This window comes from Methanobrevibacter gottschalkii DSM 11977, from assembly GCF_003814835.1.
In the GTDB taxonomy this organism is placed as follows: Archaea; Methanobacteriota; Methanobacteria; order Methanobacteriales; family Methanobacteriaceae; genus Methanocatella; species Methanocatella gottschalkii.
In genome coordinates this window covers 558,743-577,760 of record NZ_RKRG01000002.1, presented here as the reverse complement: position 1 = coordinate 577,760, position 19,018 = coordinate 558,743, and the positions used below count along the sequence as shown (strand labels likewise).

At 26.1% G+C, this 19,018-nt stretch carries 17 protein-coding genes; 2 read left to right on the top strand and 15 right to left on the bottom strand.

Features of this window, described 5'->3' with window-relative positions:
• Positions 1-4: 4 nt before the first annotated feature.
• The 10 genes from EDC42_RS06675 to EDC42_RS06630 form a co-directional block, all read right to left on the bottom strand.
• On the bottom strand, positions 5-2,614 hold the full coding sequence (locus EDC42_RS06675; RefSeq protein WP_069574648.1) for a CDP-glycerol glycerophosphotransferase family protein: 2,610 nt from the start codon (positions 2,612-2,614) through the stop codon (positions 5-7).
• 212 nt (positions 2,615-2,826) lie between these two features.
• On the bottom strand, positions 2,827-3,213 hold the full coding sequence (locus tag EDC42_RS06670) for a hypothetical protein (protein ID WP_069574647.1): 387 nt from the start codon (positions 3,211-3,213) through the stop codon (positions 2,827-2,829).
• 10 nt (positions 3,214-3,223) lie between these two features.
• Positions 3,224-3,649, bottom strand: a complete 426-nt coding sequence (locus EDC42_RS06665; RefSeq protein WP_069574646.1) for a universal stress protein — start codon at positions 3,647-3,649, stop codon at positions 3,224-3,226.
• A 223-nt stretch (positions 3,650-3,872) separates the two neighbouring features.
• Entirely contained in the window at positions 3,873-4,664 is a 792-nt protein-coding gene (locus EDC42_RS06660) for a GNAT family N-acetyltransferase (RefSeq protein ID WP_069574645.1), read from the bottom strand.
• A 251-nt stretch (positions 4,665-4,915) separates the two neighbouring features.
• Positions 4,916-6,118 carry a hypothetical protein gene (locus tag EDC42_RS06655; RefSeq protein ID WP_069574643.1) on the bottom strand — a complete coding sequence of 401 codons (1,203 nt, stop codon included), beginning with the start codon at positions 6,116-6,118 and terminating at the stop codon, positions 4,916-4,918.
• Positions 6,118-7,767: a LicD family protein gene (locus tag EDC42_RS06650; protein WP_069574641.1), complete on the bottom strand. Its 1,650-nt coding sequence runs from the start codon at positions 7,765-7,767 to the stop codon at positions 6,118-6,120. The genes EDC42_RS06655 and EDC42_RS06650 overlap by 1 nt, the downstream gene beginning before the upstream one ends.
• A gap of 22 nt (positions 7,768-7,789) precedes the next feature.
• Entirely contained in the window at positions 7,790-8,857 is a 1,068-nt protein-coding gene (locus EDC42_RS06645) for a pyridoxal-phosphate-dependent aminotransferase family protein (protein WP_083234853.1), read from the bottom strand.
• Positions 8,858-8,859: 2 nt separating this feature from the next.
• A complete protein-coding gene (locus EDC42_RS09640; RefSeq protein ID WP_069574640.1) occupies positions 8,860-10,176 on the bottom strand; it encodes a Gfo/Idh/MocA family oxidoreductase in 1,317 nt (438 codons plus the stop codon).
• Positions 10,177-10,720: 544 nt separating this feature from the next.
• Entirely contained in the window at positions 10,721-13,408 is a 2,688-nt protein-coding gene (locus EDC42_RS06635; RefSeq protein ID WP_069574639.1) for an SGNH/GDSL hydrolase family protein, read from the bottom strand.
• 510 nt (positions 13,409-13,918) lie between these two features.
• Complete coding sequence (locus EDC42_RS06630) at positions 13,919-14,458, bottom strand: glutathione peroxidase (RefSeq protein ID WP_069574638.1); 540 nt, start codon at positions 14,456-14,458, stop codon at positions 13,919-13,921.
• Between the two features lie 95 nt (positions 14,459-14,553).
• On the opposite strand from EDC42_RS06630, the gene EDC42_RS06625 reads away from it, so the two are divergent.
• Together EDC42_RS06625 and EDC42_RS06620 are read left to right on the top strand one after the other, a co-directional pair.
• Positions 14,554-15,645: a cation diffusion facilitator family transporter gene (locus tag EDC42_RS06625; protein ID WP_069574636.1), complete on the top strand. Its 1,092-nt coding sequence runs from the start codon at positions 14,554-14,556 to the stop codon at positions 15,643-15,645.
• 38 nt (positions 15,646-15,683) lie between these two features.
• Complete coding sequence (locus EDC42_RS06620) at positions 15,684-16,022, top strand: hypothetical protein (RefSeq protein ID WP_069574635.1); 339 nt, start codon at positions 15,684-15,686, stop codon at positions 16,020-16,022.
• Between the two features lie 44 nt (positions 16,023-16,066).
• Here EDC42_RS06620 and EDC42_RS06615 read toward each other — a convergent pair whose 3' ends face one another.
• The 5 genes from EDC42_RS06615 to EDC42_RS06595 form a co-directional block, all read right to left on the bottom strand.
• The gene (locus EDC42_RS06615; RefSeq protein ID WP_069574634.1) at positions 16,067-16,414 is read right to left on the bottom strand and encodes a hypothetical protein; all 348 of its coding nucleotides are present in this window, start codon (positions 16,412-16,414) and stop codon (positions 16,067-16,069) included.
• Between the two features lie 9 nt (positions 16,415-16,423).
• Positions 16,424-16,729: a zinc-ribbon domain-containing protein gene (locus EDC42_RS06610; protein WP_069574633.1), complete on the bottom strand. Its 306-nt coding sequence runs from the start codon at positions 16,727-16,729 to the stop codon at positions 16,424-16,426.
• A gap of 9 nt (positions 16,730-16,738) precedes the next feature.
• Positions 16,739-17,344, bottom strand: a complete 606-nt coding sequence (locus EDC42_RS06605) for a hypothetical protein (protein ID WP_069574632.1) — start codon at positions 17,342-17,344, stop codon at positions 16,739-16,741.
• 83 nt (positions 17,345-17,427) lie between these two features.
• Positions 17,428-18,318, bottom strand: a complete 891-nt coding sequence (locus EDC42_RS06600) for an SseB family protein (RefSeq protein ID WP_069574631.1) — start codon at positions 18,316-18,318, stop codon at positions 17,428-17,430.
• 132 nt (positions 18,319-18,450) lie between these two features.
• Complete coding sequence (locus EDC42_RS06595) at positions 18,451-19,014, bottom strand: hypothetical protein (RefSeq protein WP_069574630.1); 564 nt, start codon at positions 19,012-19,014, stop codon at positions 18,451-18,453.
• Positions 19,015-19,018: the final 4 nt, after the last annotated feature.

Genomic DNA, 19,018 nt, shown 5'->3' with positions numbered 1-19,018 from the left:
TAATTTAATGCTTAATTAACCAGTCATATATTCTTTTAGAGTTATTTCTATCATGGAATCTGAAAAACTTAGCTGATCTTTGCTTGTACTTGTCTTCAAGAACAGAACCATTTTTCATATAGAATTCAATCTTATTAATCAACTCTTCTTGTGTTTTTATAATTTCACCAAATCCCATTGTTTCATAATCGAAATATCCCTTTTCATAATGGAAATTTTCAAAGTCCTGAGTCTGATAGTAAATCAGCGGTTTTTTTAAATATGCAAAATCAAAAGCAATTGATGAATAATCTGTAATCATGACTGATGATTCACTTAACAATGTTGAATATGATTCATTAGAAATTCTAAATTCATCTGAAATATCAAATAAATCCAGATATCTCCATAATTCTGGATGTGGTCTAAAAACTAAAGAATATCCGTAATCACGTGCTAGTTTAATTAATTTTTCATTATTTAAAATGCTATTGATATTATTAAAATACTCGGAATTAACGAGTAATTGGGGATCATCCAGATCACGTCTCCATGTGGGAACAAATAATATTTGTTTATCAGCATTATTAACTAAATTATCGTATCTTGGAAGACCTAAAAGTTGTATTCGTTCAGTATCAAAATTATAGTTAGTATTTGCAATTGACTCCCACTCTGCTTCAGCGCTTGTAACAAATAATGATAAATTATAAATATATTTTCTAATCCAGCTTGATAAATCATGTAAGATAATTCCATGCTGGATGAAACACTCATCATGCAATAGCACACCATTATATAGAAACTGATTACTTCTTAAAAAGGGATTTAAAATAAACTTATTTACTTGTGATGAGATTAACTTATCTGAAAATGTGAATAATAACTTATGTTTTAGGGATCCGAAAGCAACAATATTCCCACATTCTCTATTTAATCGTTTATAATCCGGCGAGTTTTTATTTACAACAAAATACTTATTAACATCATCCTTCTGTTTTATGCAATATTTGAATAAATACTCTGCATTATCATCTGCAAACTCTTTTCTATCTCCCATGAGCCAAATTTTCTTATTTTTCATATAATGAAATAGCGCTAAATATATTGCTTTATAACCAATAGTTTTAATTTTATTTTTCGCTGTACTTTGAAGTATTTTTTTAATTGAACTAAACTCAAATTTAAAAACTTTCTTTAATGAATAAGGCATTACTAAAAATGAATTTTGTGTAAATAATACAATTCTAGAATCTTTAATAAAATAATGGCTAAATTTAGATAAACTAGCAAATTTTCTAAATTTAATATTTGGCATTACAGTAATTCCAGTTTCTTTCTCGGAGTAAGTATATCTAAATGATATTTTACAATTTTCACAGTCAGAAATTTGAATATGGGCATCAAAATTATAGCTATATACCCATGGAACGGATAAAAACTTTTTAACTTTACGTTCAGTTGTACTGTAGTCAATAAATTTAACGGGAATGATTTCAGTTTCACCATTTGCTTCTTTTATAGCTTCAATACTGATATGATCATATTCACAGTAACTGGTAATACTTCCGGAAAAATTAATGTAATCTTCCTTGATTTCAATAATATCCAACCAAAGGTTCTGTCTTGTCAATACATTTAAAACATAACTGCCGCAGTAAAATATAACTTCATTTCCATCCACATCAATATGAAAATCCTTATTTTTCAGATATAATAAGAAATTTTGTGTATGCTGATTAATAAAAATATTTCCTTTAATATTGCTTAAACTGATATGATTCAGAACTTTATTTATGTAACTGTATGCATCACTAGCAGTCATATTGTCAATTAAGATATCGTCAATGTCTTCAATTTCAACAATGCTTGCAAGTTCAATAGCTATTTTATATTGGATGTAATTCGGAATATAGCCTAGCTGTTCATTACAGAAAGTGTAAATGGAATCATAATAGTGTTTAAATTGATTTAATGTACTTTTATTTTTAATTAAATAATTGGAACTTGATTTTTGAACTTTTGGTTGTATAACAAATCCTATTTTGGAATTAATTAGTAGTTCATCAATAAATAATAAATCAGATTTTTCATATGGATTTATATCAAAATTAACATTAACGCTCTCTTTTTTAATAAAAAATGAACTTAAAATAGAATTAATAACTTCAGGATATTGGGATATATCAATAATCTGATTTGATTTTATAAAGCTATAGTCAATTGAAAATTTTTCCCTACCTTCATCTACACGAATGCCAACAACATCTGATGAAGTAACTTTACTAAAAAATGAATTTACTTCACTTAATGTATCATTGGATAATATGTCTCCACTATTTAAAAAATTAATATATTCTCCTTTTGAATGATTCAGACCTAAATTTAGTGATTCAGCCATATCTTTTTCATCATTTTCTACTATGAAAAAGTTTTTGGGATATTTTTTCTGATAGTTTAAAGCTATTTTATGATTTTTATCGGATCCGTCATTGATAAAAATTATTTCAACTTTTTTAAAATCATATTTTTGATTTATTACGGATTTAATTGAATCTTCAATACAATTCTCGATATTATATAATACAATTGTAAAATCATAATCTAAATCACTAGTACTGTTTATAATATTCATAAAAATTACTCATTAAATTATACAATTATATATTTTTATTTGTTGCATTATTTAAAAATAATGTATTTGAGGAAATATTTATGTATCTTTGTTAACTTTTATGAATAAATAATTAATTCATTAATAATTATAAAAATCCGGTTGATTTAACTGAATGTTTTAGGTGGGGTAAACTATATTAAAAAAAGATAAAAATGGAGTGTGAACTCCAATCAGAAATATCCGTCTGTCACTTCGAATGAAACATGATTTGCAGATTCTTTTAAAAATAAAGTTCCATTGAATTTTGCATGAGCAGTATAATTTCCATTTTCAAGGCCTAGTATTTGTATTTGACCGATTCCAAGTTCATCTGTAGTTGCATTATAGTTATGAGCCCATCCGGAGTCATCTAAAATTTTCAAATCAATAGCCTGATTTGGAATTCCGTTTCTATATAAATCTTTAAGTTGAACTGTAATAATGTCTCCATTGTGTATAGTGTTTTGAGTAATTATGTCAACTTTTGTTTCTTGTGTGTTTAAAGAGATGTATGCAAAAGATCCAATAGCTATTATAAGAAGTATGCTAACTACAATTGCAATCTTTTTTAAATCCATTTATATCCCCTTATTTGTTGTGAACTAATAATACATCAATTTCTGAAAGTTTAAGAACTTTTTCAGCTACACTTCCGATTACAAATTGATGAATTCCACTTTTTCCTGAAGCAGAAATTACAATTAACTCAGCACCTTCTTCTTTAGCAGTATTGGTAATTGTTTCAGCTGGAAAACCATATTTTGTAATGGTTTTAATATTGTAATTTTCAGGAAACTTATTTTTCATTTTTTCAACAACATCTTCCGCTTCTTCAAAAAATGTCTTATTAAGTTGTTCAATGTCTTTTCTTCTTTGAAAAGCGCTGGTTGATAATTTGGGAGCAACAGATAAAATTATTATTTCACCATCTTCATTTATTAATCTGGTTACTCTGTCAATTTCCTGATCTGCATACCCTGATCCGTCAGTTGGCAATAGAATTTTTTTATACATTTTAATCCCTAGATATCTTTTTTATTATTAAATATTAATTTTTATCTGTAATTATAAAAATATTATCTTTTTAGTTTAATGAAGTTATTTTTTAAATAATATTTATTTTATTTATTTTTCAAATTTCAGTTTACAATACCTATTTTTTAAGGATATTTTTTCATTTATAGCATTAATTATATAATTTTGGTATGTTAAATAACTATTTATTTAACTAAATTTATTAATCAATTTTTGATAATTTAGACCATTCTTCTATTTTTTTAAATCCAACAGAAGTGTGCATTTTTGTTGCAGATGGAATGTAATAGTATGAAAAAACACGTTTATTTTCAGATTTTAATTGATGACAAAGAGCAGATAATGTTCCTTTAGAAAATCCTTTTCCTCGGTATTGTTTTGAAGTAATCACACCACCTATCACTGCAAATTCTGGAAGTTCAGCATAGGTACCAGCATGACAGATAATTTCATTATTAATTTTATCACGTAAAACAAAATTACGACCAAAATTACTGGTTTTTCTTTCATAATACTGTGAAAATAATGAATCATATCCATAGGGTTTTCCAATATTTTCATCTTCTGAAACTAATTTGACAATTTCTTCTAATTCAGATATTGGTGCTGAATATGCATGGACATTTGGTTCAAAAATCAATTTTTTTAACTCACCAACTATTCCAGTTTCTTGTTTATAATTGGGTAAAAATTCATTAATTTTATTAATAATTGGTTTAATTGAAAATAATGTTTTAACATCTTTTTGTTTAATAAATTTGACGATTTCTTCAATTATGAGATCTTCAAATTTACTATAAATCTGGATTCCATTATAGTATTCACTAATTATGGCACAAATTTTATCATTATTATACTGAATCCAAACATTAAAATTATCATCATCCAAACCATATTTTTTTAAATCGATGAAAATATATAAACATTTTCCATAATCTTCCCCAATATAATTAAATACAGTTTTAATATTGTCATTTGTACATTCGATTATCATATAACTCTATTCACTATCTTTATTTATTAATTAAATATTAATTCTGAATTTATCAATTTTTTTAGTTAATATCTGTTTTTTTCTTAAATATTCACATGTTGAATAAGAATAGTTTAAAGCAAGACATTTATTCATAATACTTCGATATTATTTTCTTCATATGCTTTAATAAGTTTATTCTTTTGTGTATATATTATGAATATTAATAATATTATCACTTTGAATTATTTATCTAACAATTAATATTCAAATTATTCAACGAAATATTTAAGTTTGTTAATTTCGTCTATTTTATTAATTAATTTTTCATTGTTTTTTAATAATAAAAATTTTCTAATTAATGAATCAGTTTTTTCATCAATAGAAAAGGTCATACCTTTATTAGCATACTTTTGTAATTTTTTAATAATTGGATTTAAAATAATTTCCATTTCTTCAAATTGAGATTTATCATTTAAATCCAAACTTAATAAATAATCGATATTTTCTTCAAAAAAGTCAATATATTTAATTTGAGAATTAGTCATTTTAACTAATTTCCAAACATCATCAACACATTTTTTTTCTCTGCGAACTTTAAATCTCCCCCAAACCAATTCTTCATGAGTAGACCGAATTTCATCTAATAAATCTTTTGTTTCATTAATAATCTTTTTGTAACCTATTTCAGTATCAACAATTGCATTTTTTCTTTCTGGTTTAAGCACAACATTTACATTTTCTATATTTCTACCGTAAATTTGTTTAAAATAGTTATCTGTATCTTTAGGATAATTTAATTCTATATTGTCCACTTTGTATCTTGTAAGTTCTTTAAAATATTCTGAATTAATTATTTTTTTTCCAATTCTTACTTTGGAATAGTTTTGAATATCATCCCAATTATCAATGTATATTTTATTAAAAATTTTATCAGGATATTTTTTTCTAAAACCAGAAATATTGTAGATATTATTTAATAATGAGATACCTATTTTTATAGGCAAGAATTTTTTGTTTATAATCTTCTTATTTAAAAATTTACGAAATTTATATTCTTTATATATTTTAGAATCCATTATCTTAATTTTTTCATCATCTAATGTAACGGATTTGATGATTGGATAAATACGAATATTGATTCCATGATGGAGATTATTATTTAAGATAATCATATGGTAATCAGTTGTATTTTCATTACCATAAGATATATACAATGGAATATATTTTGGATTGGTAAACATACTTTCAACATAACGATTAGGATTATTTTGTTTTTCAATAATATTGCAAAAACGATTAATATCCCCTAATGTCATAGCAACTGAAACGTGAGCATTATTATTTTTTATTGTATGATTAACATAAGCATTAAAAGCATTTTTTCCGACAAATATATATTTTAAATCATTTTTAGAACATATATCATCAATTTCTTGAAGTAATTCTAATTGAATATCTTGTTTTGATTTCATTAATTTTCCTCCTCAATTAATTCACGTTCCATTTCCATACGGCTAATTCCACTTTCGTCTTCAACTTTTTGCCATATTAATCCATTTCTAGTATTTAAAATAGATTTTTTATAAAGTTCTAATGATTCATTTTCCTGGCCTAATTCAGATTTAGCTTTTGCTTGTATAGCCATTGTCTCTCCATCAAATGGATATTTTTTTAATATTTCATTACATAAATTATTAATATCTTTATAATCTTTACTAGATTTTGCATTAATTTCTTTAATCCATAATTTTGCTCTATAAATATCTAATAAATCTGAGAATATGCCGTCATATTTATCAATGATACTTTGAACTAATTCTTCATCTTTATTATCATATCGAGCTATTGATAATTTCCTACAAAATTCAACTTCATTTTCAATAGTTATTAACTCTTTAGTAAGTGGAGATTCATTTAATTTACGAATATTTAAATATTTATTTATTTGATAATATTTTCCTTGTTTCAATAAATTTAATAAAAATGTTGCAAGATTTTTATCTGTAATTGGAACAAAAATTTTAAATTTTTGCACTTCATTCATTGATTGCAAAATTGAATATTCCTCAAATCGTTCAGATAATTCTAAATAATCTCCATTTTCTAATAATGAACGCAATAACTCTTCATTTTCTTTTAAATTATTTTTGAAATGCATGCATCCAACTTGGACTTTTTCTTTTGCAATTAACATTCGTACTTTTTCACGAACATTATATAAATCTACATTATTTCGTTTATTAATCTTAAATTTTTCAAATGCAGAATCACGATTTATTTTATGAAGATATTTATCAGTATATTCTTTGAAAGAGATATTATCATATTTTATTCCACCATGAACAATTTGTTCATCAATTTCAGGAATATACATCCAACTATCACCATAAGCAATTCTAAGAATACCTTCTGGATGTTTACCAATCGGAAATTCTTTACCTTCAAACAGTCCCATTTGTCCTTCCTGGAAAAGTTCTTTATCATAAATATAATCTTTTGTTCCCCAACACATACAATATTCATCACAATCTTCAATTGAGTATTGCTGCAATGTATTTTCAAGTTCGTTCAATACTTTTTCTTCACCTTCTTTATCTATTCTATCACAATACTTTTTATAGAGCTTGTAATGTTTTTCCCAATCTTCATAAGTAGCATGTTTATTTACTATAAAATAAGGTGAAAGTAATTCTGTATAAACATGTAATAAATCAAGGTATTTTTGTTTTTCTTTCTCGCCACGAGGAATAGGATCAAAAATAAATATTTCTAAATGTTGTCCACATGCTTTTCCAGCTAATGCTTGGTTTCTGTACATTGTTGTTGTGGTATCATTGATATATCTTGGAAGTGGATTGGAATAATATGGAGTATTTTCTTTATAAACAAAAGAACGGCCATTAGGAAGAACATCTTTTTCTGTTTCTAAAATATGTCTTAATTTATTCCAATTCTCCCTTGTAATATATAAATCAATATCATCATCCCATGGCATAAATCTATGATTTCTAACTGCACCTAATGAAGCACCAGCTGCTAAAAGATATTTGATATCATACTTTTTACAAATTTCATCAAATTCAACAAGTAATTGAAATAAATTTTTCTGTATGGAGTTCATATTACTCAATTAACTCTCTCCATTATAATTTTTTGATTATTTCAGATATTGCTAAAATTAATTCTTCACAATCTTCAATAGATTGGTTTCCAACATGTGAAACACGAAACATTGATTTAGCAAAGTTACCACCACTTGGATTAACAACAAATCCATAATCTTCAATTAATCTTTTATATACTAAGTCAGCATTATTTTTTGGGAAAATTATAGGTGTAACTGCATTAGACAGTGGATATGAAGGATATTCAAGTCCAATTTCATTAACTCTTTTTCTAAAGTAAGAAGCAATATCATTTGTATGTTTTATAATGTTATATATGCCTTTTTTTTCTAAGCGTTTAATCATATCTTCAAGCTCAATAATAACTCGTACAGCTGGAGTAAAAGGTGTTTGTCCACGTTCAGCATTTTTTAAATAATCTTTAAAATCAAAATAGATGGATTCTGAATCAATAACTTCTACTCTTTTTAACATTTTTTCACTTAAAGCTACTATTGATAAACCTGGAGCTAATGATAAAGCTTTTTGAGAACTTAAAATAACAGCATCAATAGAATATTTATCCATATTTACTTCATCGGCTAAAAAAGCACTAATGGCATCAACAACAAAAACTAAATTATTTTTTTTACAAACATCAGATAACATTTTTATATCATATAATTGACCATTTGATGTTTCATCTAAATTTACAAGCAAACCAGTAAATTTACCATTATTTAATTTATCTTCAATCATTTCTCTAGTTAATGTTTCACCAAAAATAATATTAACAGATTCATATGGAATCCCATGTACATCACATATTTGAGTAAAACGATGACCAAATGAACCTCCATTAATAATTATTAAATTATCTTCTTTTGTAAAGCAGTTCATAATTGTTGCTTCCATAGCACCTGTTCCTGAAGATGTTAGTAAGATTATTTCACCATTTTTATTAAATAATAATTTTTTTAATCCTTTATTAATAGATAATATGATATTAGAAAATTCATCATTTCTAAAATAAGGTACTTGTTTTCCACCAATTTTTAATGTTTCCGGATACATTTCAACTGGTCCAATAGTAAATAAATGTTTCATATTCAATCTCCATTATTGTTCTCAATTTTTTTAACTTGTTCTAAAATTTTAACAATTTTTAAAGATTCATCTTTAAAAATACTTCTAGTATCAATACGATTATTATCTAACATTCTGGATAACTCACGTAATAGATATTTAAATCCATTTCCTTCAAAATTTGTATTATATAACTGTATTTCCTGTGACTCTGGATAATGAATTTCAAAGTTCCTACTTCTCCACCATTCGCCTTTCATCCTAATAGTTCCTTCAGTCCCGATAATCTCTAATTGATTATCAACACGAATTTTATTTCCAACATTAATAATTGATCTTCCATTAGAATAAACAAAATTCATTGATGCAAATTCAATATCTTCTCCATCTTTTTTTACAATGAAATCATACTTTTCATAATCTTGACCCATGATTTTTAACATAGGTAATAATGTATAAACACTTAAATCATAAAATAAATTAGGACGATTTATATCAATTTTAGAAATTGAACAGTTAAAACTTAATATATCTCCAATTAGTCCACCTTGTGTCATCCATAACAATTGATTAAATACATAAATATGCACCATTTTAATATTTTCCATTAAAATTACATTTTTTTGTTCTGCTAAGTGTATTAGTTCATCTAATTCATTATAATTAAATGTTGCAGGTGGGTCATATATCACATGTTTACCTGCATTTAAAGCTTTTTGAATATAATTGAATCTTTTGGAGATATTGCAACGAACATAAATAATATCGGATAATTCTAACAATTCTGAAAATTCTTCACATGAATTTTCTAAATGATATTTCTCTTGAAATTTATTTTTAATTTCTTCATCTTCACAAAAAATATTTTTTACTTCAAATCCATTAACCAATTTTGCTTCATTGATAATTTGATTATCGTCAACAAAATCACAAACAATACCTATAGTATATTGATTAAATGTTTCTTCACGGATTTGTGTACTTGAGATACCTTTAGTTCGCTCAAGATAAATCATATTACAATATTTAGATAAATGATCAAATTTTCCTTTCCAATCATCACCAATTACAAAAGAATCAATATCATATTTTATTATATCGCCAATTTTTTGTCCAAGATATTCTTCAACAATTATTTCATCTGCAAAACCAGTTTTTTGAACATTTTCAATTCTTGTTGCAAGAGAATCATTAACATTTAATTTTCCACGACCTATATCATAATTTTCTCCAGTGACTCCTACAATTAAGTAATCACCGTACATCTTAGCTCTTTTTAATATGTTATAATGTCCTTTATGGAATAAATCAAATGTTCCATATGTAATAATTTTCTTCATTATTATCCCCTATCATGTATTAAATATATAATATATTTTTTAAACTATTAATAATTATCATAGAAAGAGCCAGTCCAGTATATATTTTTTAAGCTTGTTATCATGTGAATTTTCTTTTATATTACTAGGTGTCCGCCAAAAATCTAAAATTAATTTTTAAAACTAATTAAAAATACTTCAATTCAAAAACAAAGAAAAATTTGTATCGAAAAAATTACTTTTGGTGAACACTCTACTGTTTTTTTATTGTTTGTGAATAATAAGATCATTCGTGAATTCATATTTATTTTGTGTGGTTTTTCATAGTATATCCCTAAATTTTTAAGTAATATTAGTATTAATCTGCAAAGTCCATTATATCTACTAAATTATTGATTTATTTTAAAGTATCTGCTAAAAATAAATTGACTATGCAAAATTTTCTTTATTTACAATTGGATCAATCTTTGCATTTATCAAAAATTAATTTTTGAGTTTTGCTAAACACTCTTAAGAATAAAAGAATGATTTTGATAATCAAAATATTAAGTTTTAATATTTAATACTAATTATAAAAAATATTTTCTTTAAGAAAACTTGCAAATGCATTACCATATTGGCCATAAGTGAATTTTGAAAAATGTAAATTATCTGATGTAGTATATGGACAGTTTTCTTGATTAACAATATTATAATCTCTTGTTTTAAAATTATATAATGTTAAAAAGTTATTATTTTTCCATTTATTGTACTGTTTATTTAATGCATTTTGATAATCATTCAATGTTAAACCAATTTTATTTTTGGTTACATCTCTATTTTCTTTTATTGTTTTATCATATGCACGATCTGAATAACATAAATCTACAAATATTACTTTAATAGGGGATTCACCTCTTTCAACACGTGTTTTGCTCGCAGTTTCTATTTTATTAAGAATATGATTAAGTGCACCATTGAATGTATGTGTATCAACAGAATTTATAGAGCCTAATATGGAATTATCAAGATAATCATTGGTTCCTGCGGCTAATACAACAATATTATAGTCATCAATATATGTATTTGTTATACCTTCACTATTTTTTAAATTATCAAGTTCTTTCCAATTTCCAGGAAGTTCACCAATAGATATTTGGTCAACAACCTCTCTACAAATACGATATCTATAATATTTTGTATTTTCAATATTCTTTCCATCTTTTTGCCCTAAATCATGATAAGTGGAACCTGGAATAGAAGGATTATAGTAAACACATCCAAGTAATTCTCCTACTCTATAGGGAATAGAAAAAATGTGTTTGTTTGAATTTGATTTGTAAGGTGAACCATATGTAATACTATCTCCAAAATATAAAATTTTATATTTAGAATTATCTTTTGAGTAATTTTTTAGACTAAATCCAGAATCAAATTTACTGTAAATGATTTCACCATTTTTTTTAGCAAATGCTTTAACAGAATAATAAGAACTATTTTCAATATTATTTAACTTCAATGTAATAGTATTGGATTCATTTTGTGCAACTTGATTAATAATGGTCCATTCATCATCATCACTATTCTTTTTAAGAATTAAATAACCATCAGCATTTGGAACTTTACCCCATTTAATTTCATTATCTTTAAGGGAAATAATACTTGGTGCTTCTAAATGGAAATCTCCATCAATTAAATAGGATCCATAACTTATTTGATTGATTCCAGATGTATTTTTGACAGTACATGCACGTACTGTATAAAACAAGTTATTAAAACTTGGATCTACAAAAGTATTACTATTAAGAATACTTCTTAATTGTTTTGGGGTTTTATAATAAAAATCAGTGTAATTTAATACATTGCTATTAACAATACCAATAGCTTTAAAATTAGCATCACGACCAATTTTTCTAAATATAATATACTTTGTTGCACCTTCAACTTTATTCCAAGTAATTTCAGCTTTTAAATTCTGAAAATCAGCAGTAATATTAGGACTCTTCAATAATTTTAAACCTTCTTTATCATATGGCCCTAATATAATATCATTATTTTTCACAATAATCTCTCTAACAGAATATGTGTATGAAGCATTTCCATCAATTTTATCATAGAATGTTGTAAATGATGAATTTGATTTGACTGTAGAAATTATGTTATAATTTTCATTTGTTTTTCTTAAAATTTGATATGAACTTCCAACTTTAGAATACCAACCTAATTTAGCATTGAATTTTCCATCTTTTGTTTGGTAGTAAGTAATATTTTTTAACACTAAAGTTTTAATATCATCATGAATAATTGTTTTAACGAGTGTTATTTTAAAAGTTTTATGAAATTTGTAATTTTTATTATTGGATGCAATTTTTAAGTTATGAGTTCCTAATGAGAGTTTATCTGTTTTAAGTTTTGCCACACCGTTATTATTTGTTGTAATTTTAAAAGTTTTAAATTTTTTACCTGTGTATATATTGACTTTAATTGAAACTTTTTTCACAATATCATTATAATCATCTGTAAGTTTAATCGTGAAAGAAGTACCTCTTTGTATTGTTTTATTTGGAGAGGATACTGTTAATGTTTCAATTTTTTTAGGAATTGTTTTTTTAATTAAAATTTTTGAATTTTTATTAATTTTATAATTTTTATTATTAGTTGTAATAACAATTTTATGAGTCTTTAAAGATAATTTATTAATTTTAAGTGTTGCTAACCCTTTAGAATTTGTTTTAATGCTATAAATATTATATTTGCTATCAGTATAAACTTTAACTTTAAGTATAATATTTTTTACAGGATTATTATGACTATCTACGACTTTAATTTTATAATTCATATTTTTCTTAAATTTTATAATTGTAGTTGGAGCATATACTTTAGTAGTAGATTTAATTACTTTTATGTATGATGTTGCTCCTTGCACATTATCAATAAAAATCTCAACCTTATGATAGCCAATAGATAAATCAGGTACTTTGATAGAAGCAATGCCATTATTGTCTATATGTGATGAATAACTTTTAAAAGAATTACCTGTATATAGTTTTATCTTAATAAGGGAATTGTATTTAGGATCTTTATATTTCATTCCATTATAATTCAATAATGAATAAGCTTTAACTGTATAAATTATGTTTCCTGAAGTATATTCAGTTATAATAGGGGAAAATTCTAATGTTGTTTTTTTGTATGTTTCATTATTAATTAATGTTTTATTTTGTGTTTTATTTAATGAAGTAGAAATATTCTTACTTACATTATCTGATTCCAAATTATTTTCTAAAGTGGATTCTATATTATTATCAACATTTATTGTATGTATATTATTTACATTTACATGTTCTAATGAACAATTGGATGAAATATTTTCACTAGCTGAAATAAATCCAATAGAACAAAATAATATTAAAATAATATAAAAAATTATTAAACTTTTTTTAAAACTTTTAACAATAATCTTATCATCTCCATTTCAATAATGTTCCATATAATATTAATTTATACTTATAATGTATATAATTTATAACTATTTAATTTTTAAATTAAATTATCAAATGAAAATAATTTATTATAATATTTTCTATCAAATATAATTTCACATAGCTCTCTTTTTAACTCATTAGCAGTAAAAGATATACGAAATAACTAATGTAATTGAATATGAAATTTATTAATAATTAAATTCAAAACTAAGTTTATAAATTAAAAAGTAAAGTAAAATAAAACAAGAAATTTAAATATCATATTCATTAATTAACTAAAAACATGAATTGAATATTAATTATAAAAGAGCTTTAATAGCTTCCTTTACATCATTTAAATCTTCAGTTGGTTCAAATCTTTGAATTGCATTGCCTTTTCTATCTACCAGAAACTTAGTGAAATTCCATTTAATATCATCATTATCCATATAATTTGGATTAATTGATTCTAAAATCTTTTTGAATTCTTCTGAGCCTTCACCAGTAATATCTTTAAATGGCTGTTCTTTTTTAAGATATGTATATAATGGTGATTCATTTTCCCCGTTCACTTCAATTTTATCAAAGATAGCATATGGGACTAACCATTTTGAACGGCAGACTTCTGTGATTTCTTCTGTTGTTCCTGGTGCCTGTCCTCCAAATTGATTGCATGGGAAATCTAGAATTTCAAAACCATCTTCATTGAATTCTGAATAAATTTCATTTAACTGTGTATATTGTGGTGTAAATCCACATTCTGTTGCTGAGTTTACAATTAAAAGTACTTTATCTTTATATTGTGAGAGTGAAATAGTATTGCCTTCACCATCTTTAACTTCAAAATCATATATTGACATGACATAATCCTCCTTTAATCAATATATTAAGATTGGACATATTTAAACTTTTTACACAAAAAAGTATAAGTTATTTTAAATTGATATTTTTAATCATGACTAGACAAGAAAAAATCATTAAAACAAGTGTGATAGGGATTGTTGTTAACCTGATCCTTGTTGCATTTAAAGCAACAATTGGAATGCTTGTTAATTCAATTGCCATTACATTGGATGCTGTTAATAATTTAACTGATGCGTTATCTTCCATTATTACGATTATTGGGACAAAGCTTGCAGGTAAAGCGCCGGATAAGAATCATCCTTATGGATATGGTCGTGTTGAATATTTTGCTTCGGTAATCATTGCAGCTATTGTGCTTTGGGCGGGTATTACTGCATTTATGGAATCATGGCCTAAAATACTTAATCCGGATGCAACTTCATATACTGCTGTTTCACTTGTCATAATTGCTGTTGCCGTTTTAGTTAAGTTTGCTCTTGGAAAATATGTTAAGAATGTAGGTGAGGATATTAATTCACAGGCTCTTGTTGCATCTGGAAGCGATGCATTTTTCGATGCAGTGCTGTCTCTTTCAACATTAATAGCTGCTGTCATTTCAGTATTTTTCCATGTTTCTCTTGAAGGAATTCTGGGAGTGGTCATTTCTATCGTGATTATCAAGGCAAGTGTTGACATGCTTAGAGAAACAATTGACAGCATGATTGGTTCAAGAGTTGACTCAGAGCTTTCCCGTAAACTGAAAGAGTATATCTGTGAAATTCCCGAAGTGTATGGGGCATATGATTTGAGTTTACATAATTATGGTCCTGAAGATATGCGCGGGTCTGTGCATATTGAAGTGGATGACGATCTGACAGCTTTTGATATACACAGCTTAACTAGAAATATTGTATATAAGGTATATGACGAGTTCTCAATAGTTTTAACTATTGGAATTTATGCAAGAAACAATGATTATAAGGATGTCCGTGAAGATTTATATAATATAGCTTCAAAATATGAGGAAATCATTGAAATTCACGGTTTTATTGTAAATAAAGATGAGGACTATGCAACATTTGACATTATCGTTGATTTTGATGCTGACCGTGAGAAGGTAAAAGAAAGGATTTACAGTGAAATCAAATCCAAACATCCCGAACTTGACTATTATATTATTGATGACTATGACATATCAGATTAATATACTAGTTTATTTAAAACTTAGATTAAGGTGTAATTATGAAAAATAAAAATATATTGCTCATTGCAATAGCAGTTCTTGTTGTTGCATTAATAGCAGTGGGAGCTTACACAATGTTTAATGGCAATACTCATTTAAACGTTACAGACAACACCACTGGAATAGACAATAGCACCGGCATTGATAATAATACGACTGTTGTCGGAGATAATTCTCCACTTGAGAATTTAACCAACAATAATACAACATATAAAGTATACAATCCCCAGTCTGATTCATATGTACCGGTTATTGGTGAAAAATTCGATGAAGAAGTAAACAGATGGTATACTTACGATGATCAGGGTGTCAGATACTACAATACAAGAATTAATTAACCAATTAATTCTTTCTTTTTTTTAATCGAAAAAAACAGCATTTATCAGGTTATCCCTATATGCAGTCCTTTTAAACTTTCAATATGATGGATAACATTTAATCTTAAATCTTCTAATTTTATTTGGGTTTCCAAATCATTAAAGTCAGCATCGAATATTAAAACGAATTTAACTTTCATGTCATAGCCAAACACAATCCAATTAGGTCCAATGATATCTAAAAGCTGAATAGGCCATTCTGACATTAATTTATTGATTTTAGATGTAATTTCACCTACGTCAAAATCAGAATCTATGGATATTTCTCTCATTGGCAGAACCTGTGCTTTAGTGAACATCTGCAATGGTTGATTAGAGGCTGATTTTTTAATCAACCTCCAAATAATTTCCACACTCAGATTTCACATCATCAATAAAAATGAAATGATCCATATTACAATAGCTATTCCAATGATGATTTTCCCATGATAATTAGCTTTGGAGGAGTCTTTACGGGTCACTAAATAAATACCAAATATTAATCCAAATAATGGAATTAAAATAGCACAGACATATCCTAAAATTAAAGCTATTTTATGGTCATTTTCAACATTTTGAACTTCATTGTTTTGTGTTTCCTGTTCTGTTTTTATAGTTTCACCACAGTTTTTACAGAATTTCGCATCATCTACTAACTCTTCACCGCATTTCGGACAAAATTTAGACATATATATCACCTATTTAAACAATTTTTCAACTAAATGTTCATTATTTTTATAAAAATCAAATTTAATCAGTTCCATTAATGATTGTGGTGCTCCTACTAATTGGGATGATGCAAATAAATGCATATATACTTTTTTAGCACCTTGTTCTACACAAATCTTTAAAGTTTCAGGTAAATTTTGTGAATGTTCGCTGCTCAGTATTACTGTACTGTCTTCTAAACTTTTATTGTTTTTGACGGATTCATTTGCAATTGTTTCTTCTAATGCAAATATATTTGCCTGACCATCACCTGTTAAATTATCAATGCTTGTTTCATTATTTTTAACTGATAACCTGAAGATGTCAGTACCTTCAATAAAATAGACTTCACCAACATCAATTGAATTATCCAGAAGAGATCCAACTCTCCAAAGGTTTTCAATTTCCCCTTCTTTTGGCTCTGCTTCAAAACTTGCATCATCTTCCAAATACAGCTCGCCTAAATCAATAACTGATTTATCTGAATTTTCTCCTTCTTGTTTTTCGCAAGCAATTACTTTTAAAAGACGAATTATTTCCTCATTCTGTTTTTCAATATTTTTATTGATTTGAATTAATTGTGATAATTCGGACATAATTATGAATATATATTACATGATTATTAAAATTTTAGATTAATATTTTAATCATATTATATATTGTTTTAATAATAATGAGTTCATTCAATCCTAAAGAGATAAAACATTGATTCTGATAGTCTTTCATCATTTGCATACATCTCAAAACCAAGAGAGTATCTAAGAAGAGTGGTTCTTGGAACTAACACATTGTCACTTTCCGGATTTACAATAAGGCCGTCCATATCCTCAGTCAGGATAAAATTAACAAGTGTTGCAAGATTAACTAATTGGGAATATTTGTATTTTTTTGTCTTTACTGCATCCATTTTTCTCTCAGATGTAAATAAAGTTGCATAGATGCCACCTACATTATCAGTATACATTGCCGCAACAGGACCACTTTTTTTAAGTGAAATCATCTCCTTATTAAGTTTTAAATCAGACAACATTAAAGCAAATAACTGTGAATTTGCCATCTGTTCAAATAAACCCTCAAAATCCCCAATATTTGCTCTATTTTCAATAAATCTTTCCAAATTTTTATTATCAACTGACCTTTTCATATTTAATAATTCCTCTTCCGAGTAGGGATTGGTAGTGTAAAAATCAGTCTTTGGAATATTGTTAATAGCTAAAATAAATTCTTTTTTAAACAAATACTTTTCAGAAGCAGGATTTAAGATGTAACCTTCAATATCCGTTGTCTTTAAGACATTCTGATACAATTCAAATGGATTTTGCAATGCCCGAACATCCTCATCCTTATAGAATTTTCTAAATTCATCCAAATCAGTAAATAATGGAGTAAGTTTGGAATCATCATCCTCATAAATAATAAAATTCAGCTTATTGTCCTCTTTTTTAGAGGGAATATACAAATTGGAGTATCTGAATTCATGTATTAGGCGGGCAGTGAGTTCTTCAGTTAGCTTATTTCCATTCGAATATATATCTTCAATAACAGTGCGCAGGTGTTTGTGATTAGTCATTACTTGTATTTTGTTGATTGTTCTTATAATATTTATCCACTAAAGCTCAGAGCTTCCTAATATTTTCTTTAATGAACATTTGATTATCCCATAGCCGGACTATTCACGGGTTTCAATATATCTTTCCAATACTTAAACCATTTCTGAAGTTGTATGAGTAGAACTCAGTAGGATAATCAAACCTTTGAGATTCAATGGAATTGACAGTATTGTAATTTTTATATTATCATTTAATATACTGTAAAACTCCTTATGAGTGTAGTTTGATTTTAAGGAACTTTTAACAACTTCCTTAATTGCCGGTGTAATATTGCTGCCAATCCAATTGATATAATAGAATTCCTCACCTGCTGAAAACCATAATACTGAATTGTTGGTCTTGTCATGCCTATCATAATATGTGAAGTGTACAGCATCATGGCCTGCAACATTAACCTTTTTTCCATGGTATTCATTTAGAAAATGACCATATAAATCCATCAGATTCGGATTTACATATCTGATTGTAAAAACATCAATGTCTTCATCAAATTCATACATGTCAAAGTCACTGCTGTATGGATTTTCATATTGGGGAGGTATTTTAAATGTTTCATAACCTACATCAGCACTAGTCCAATTAGCAGAGTCAATAGCACCAGCACCATTCATTAATATGAATATGGAAAGTGATATAATCAGAATTTTTTTAAACATAAAT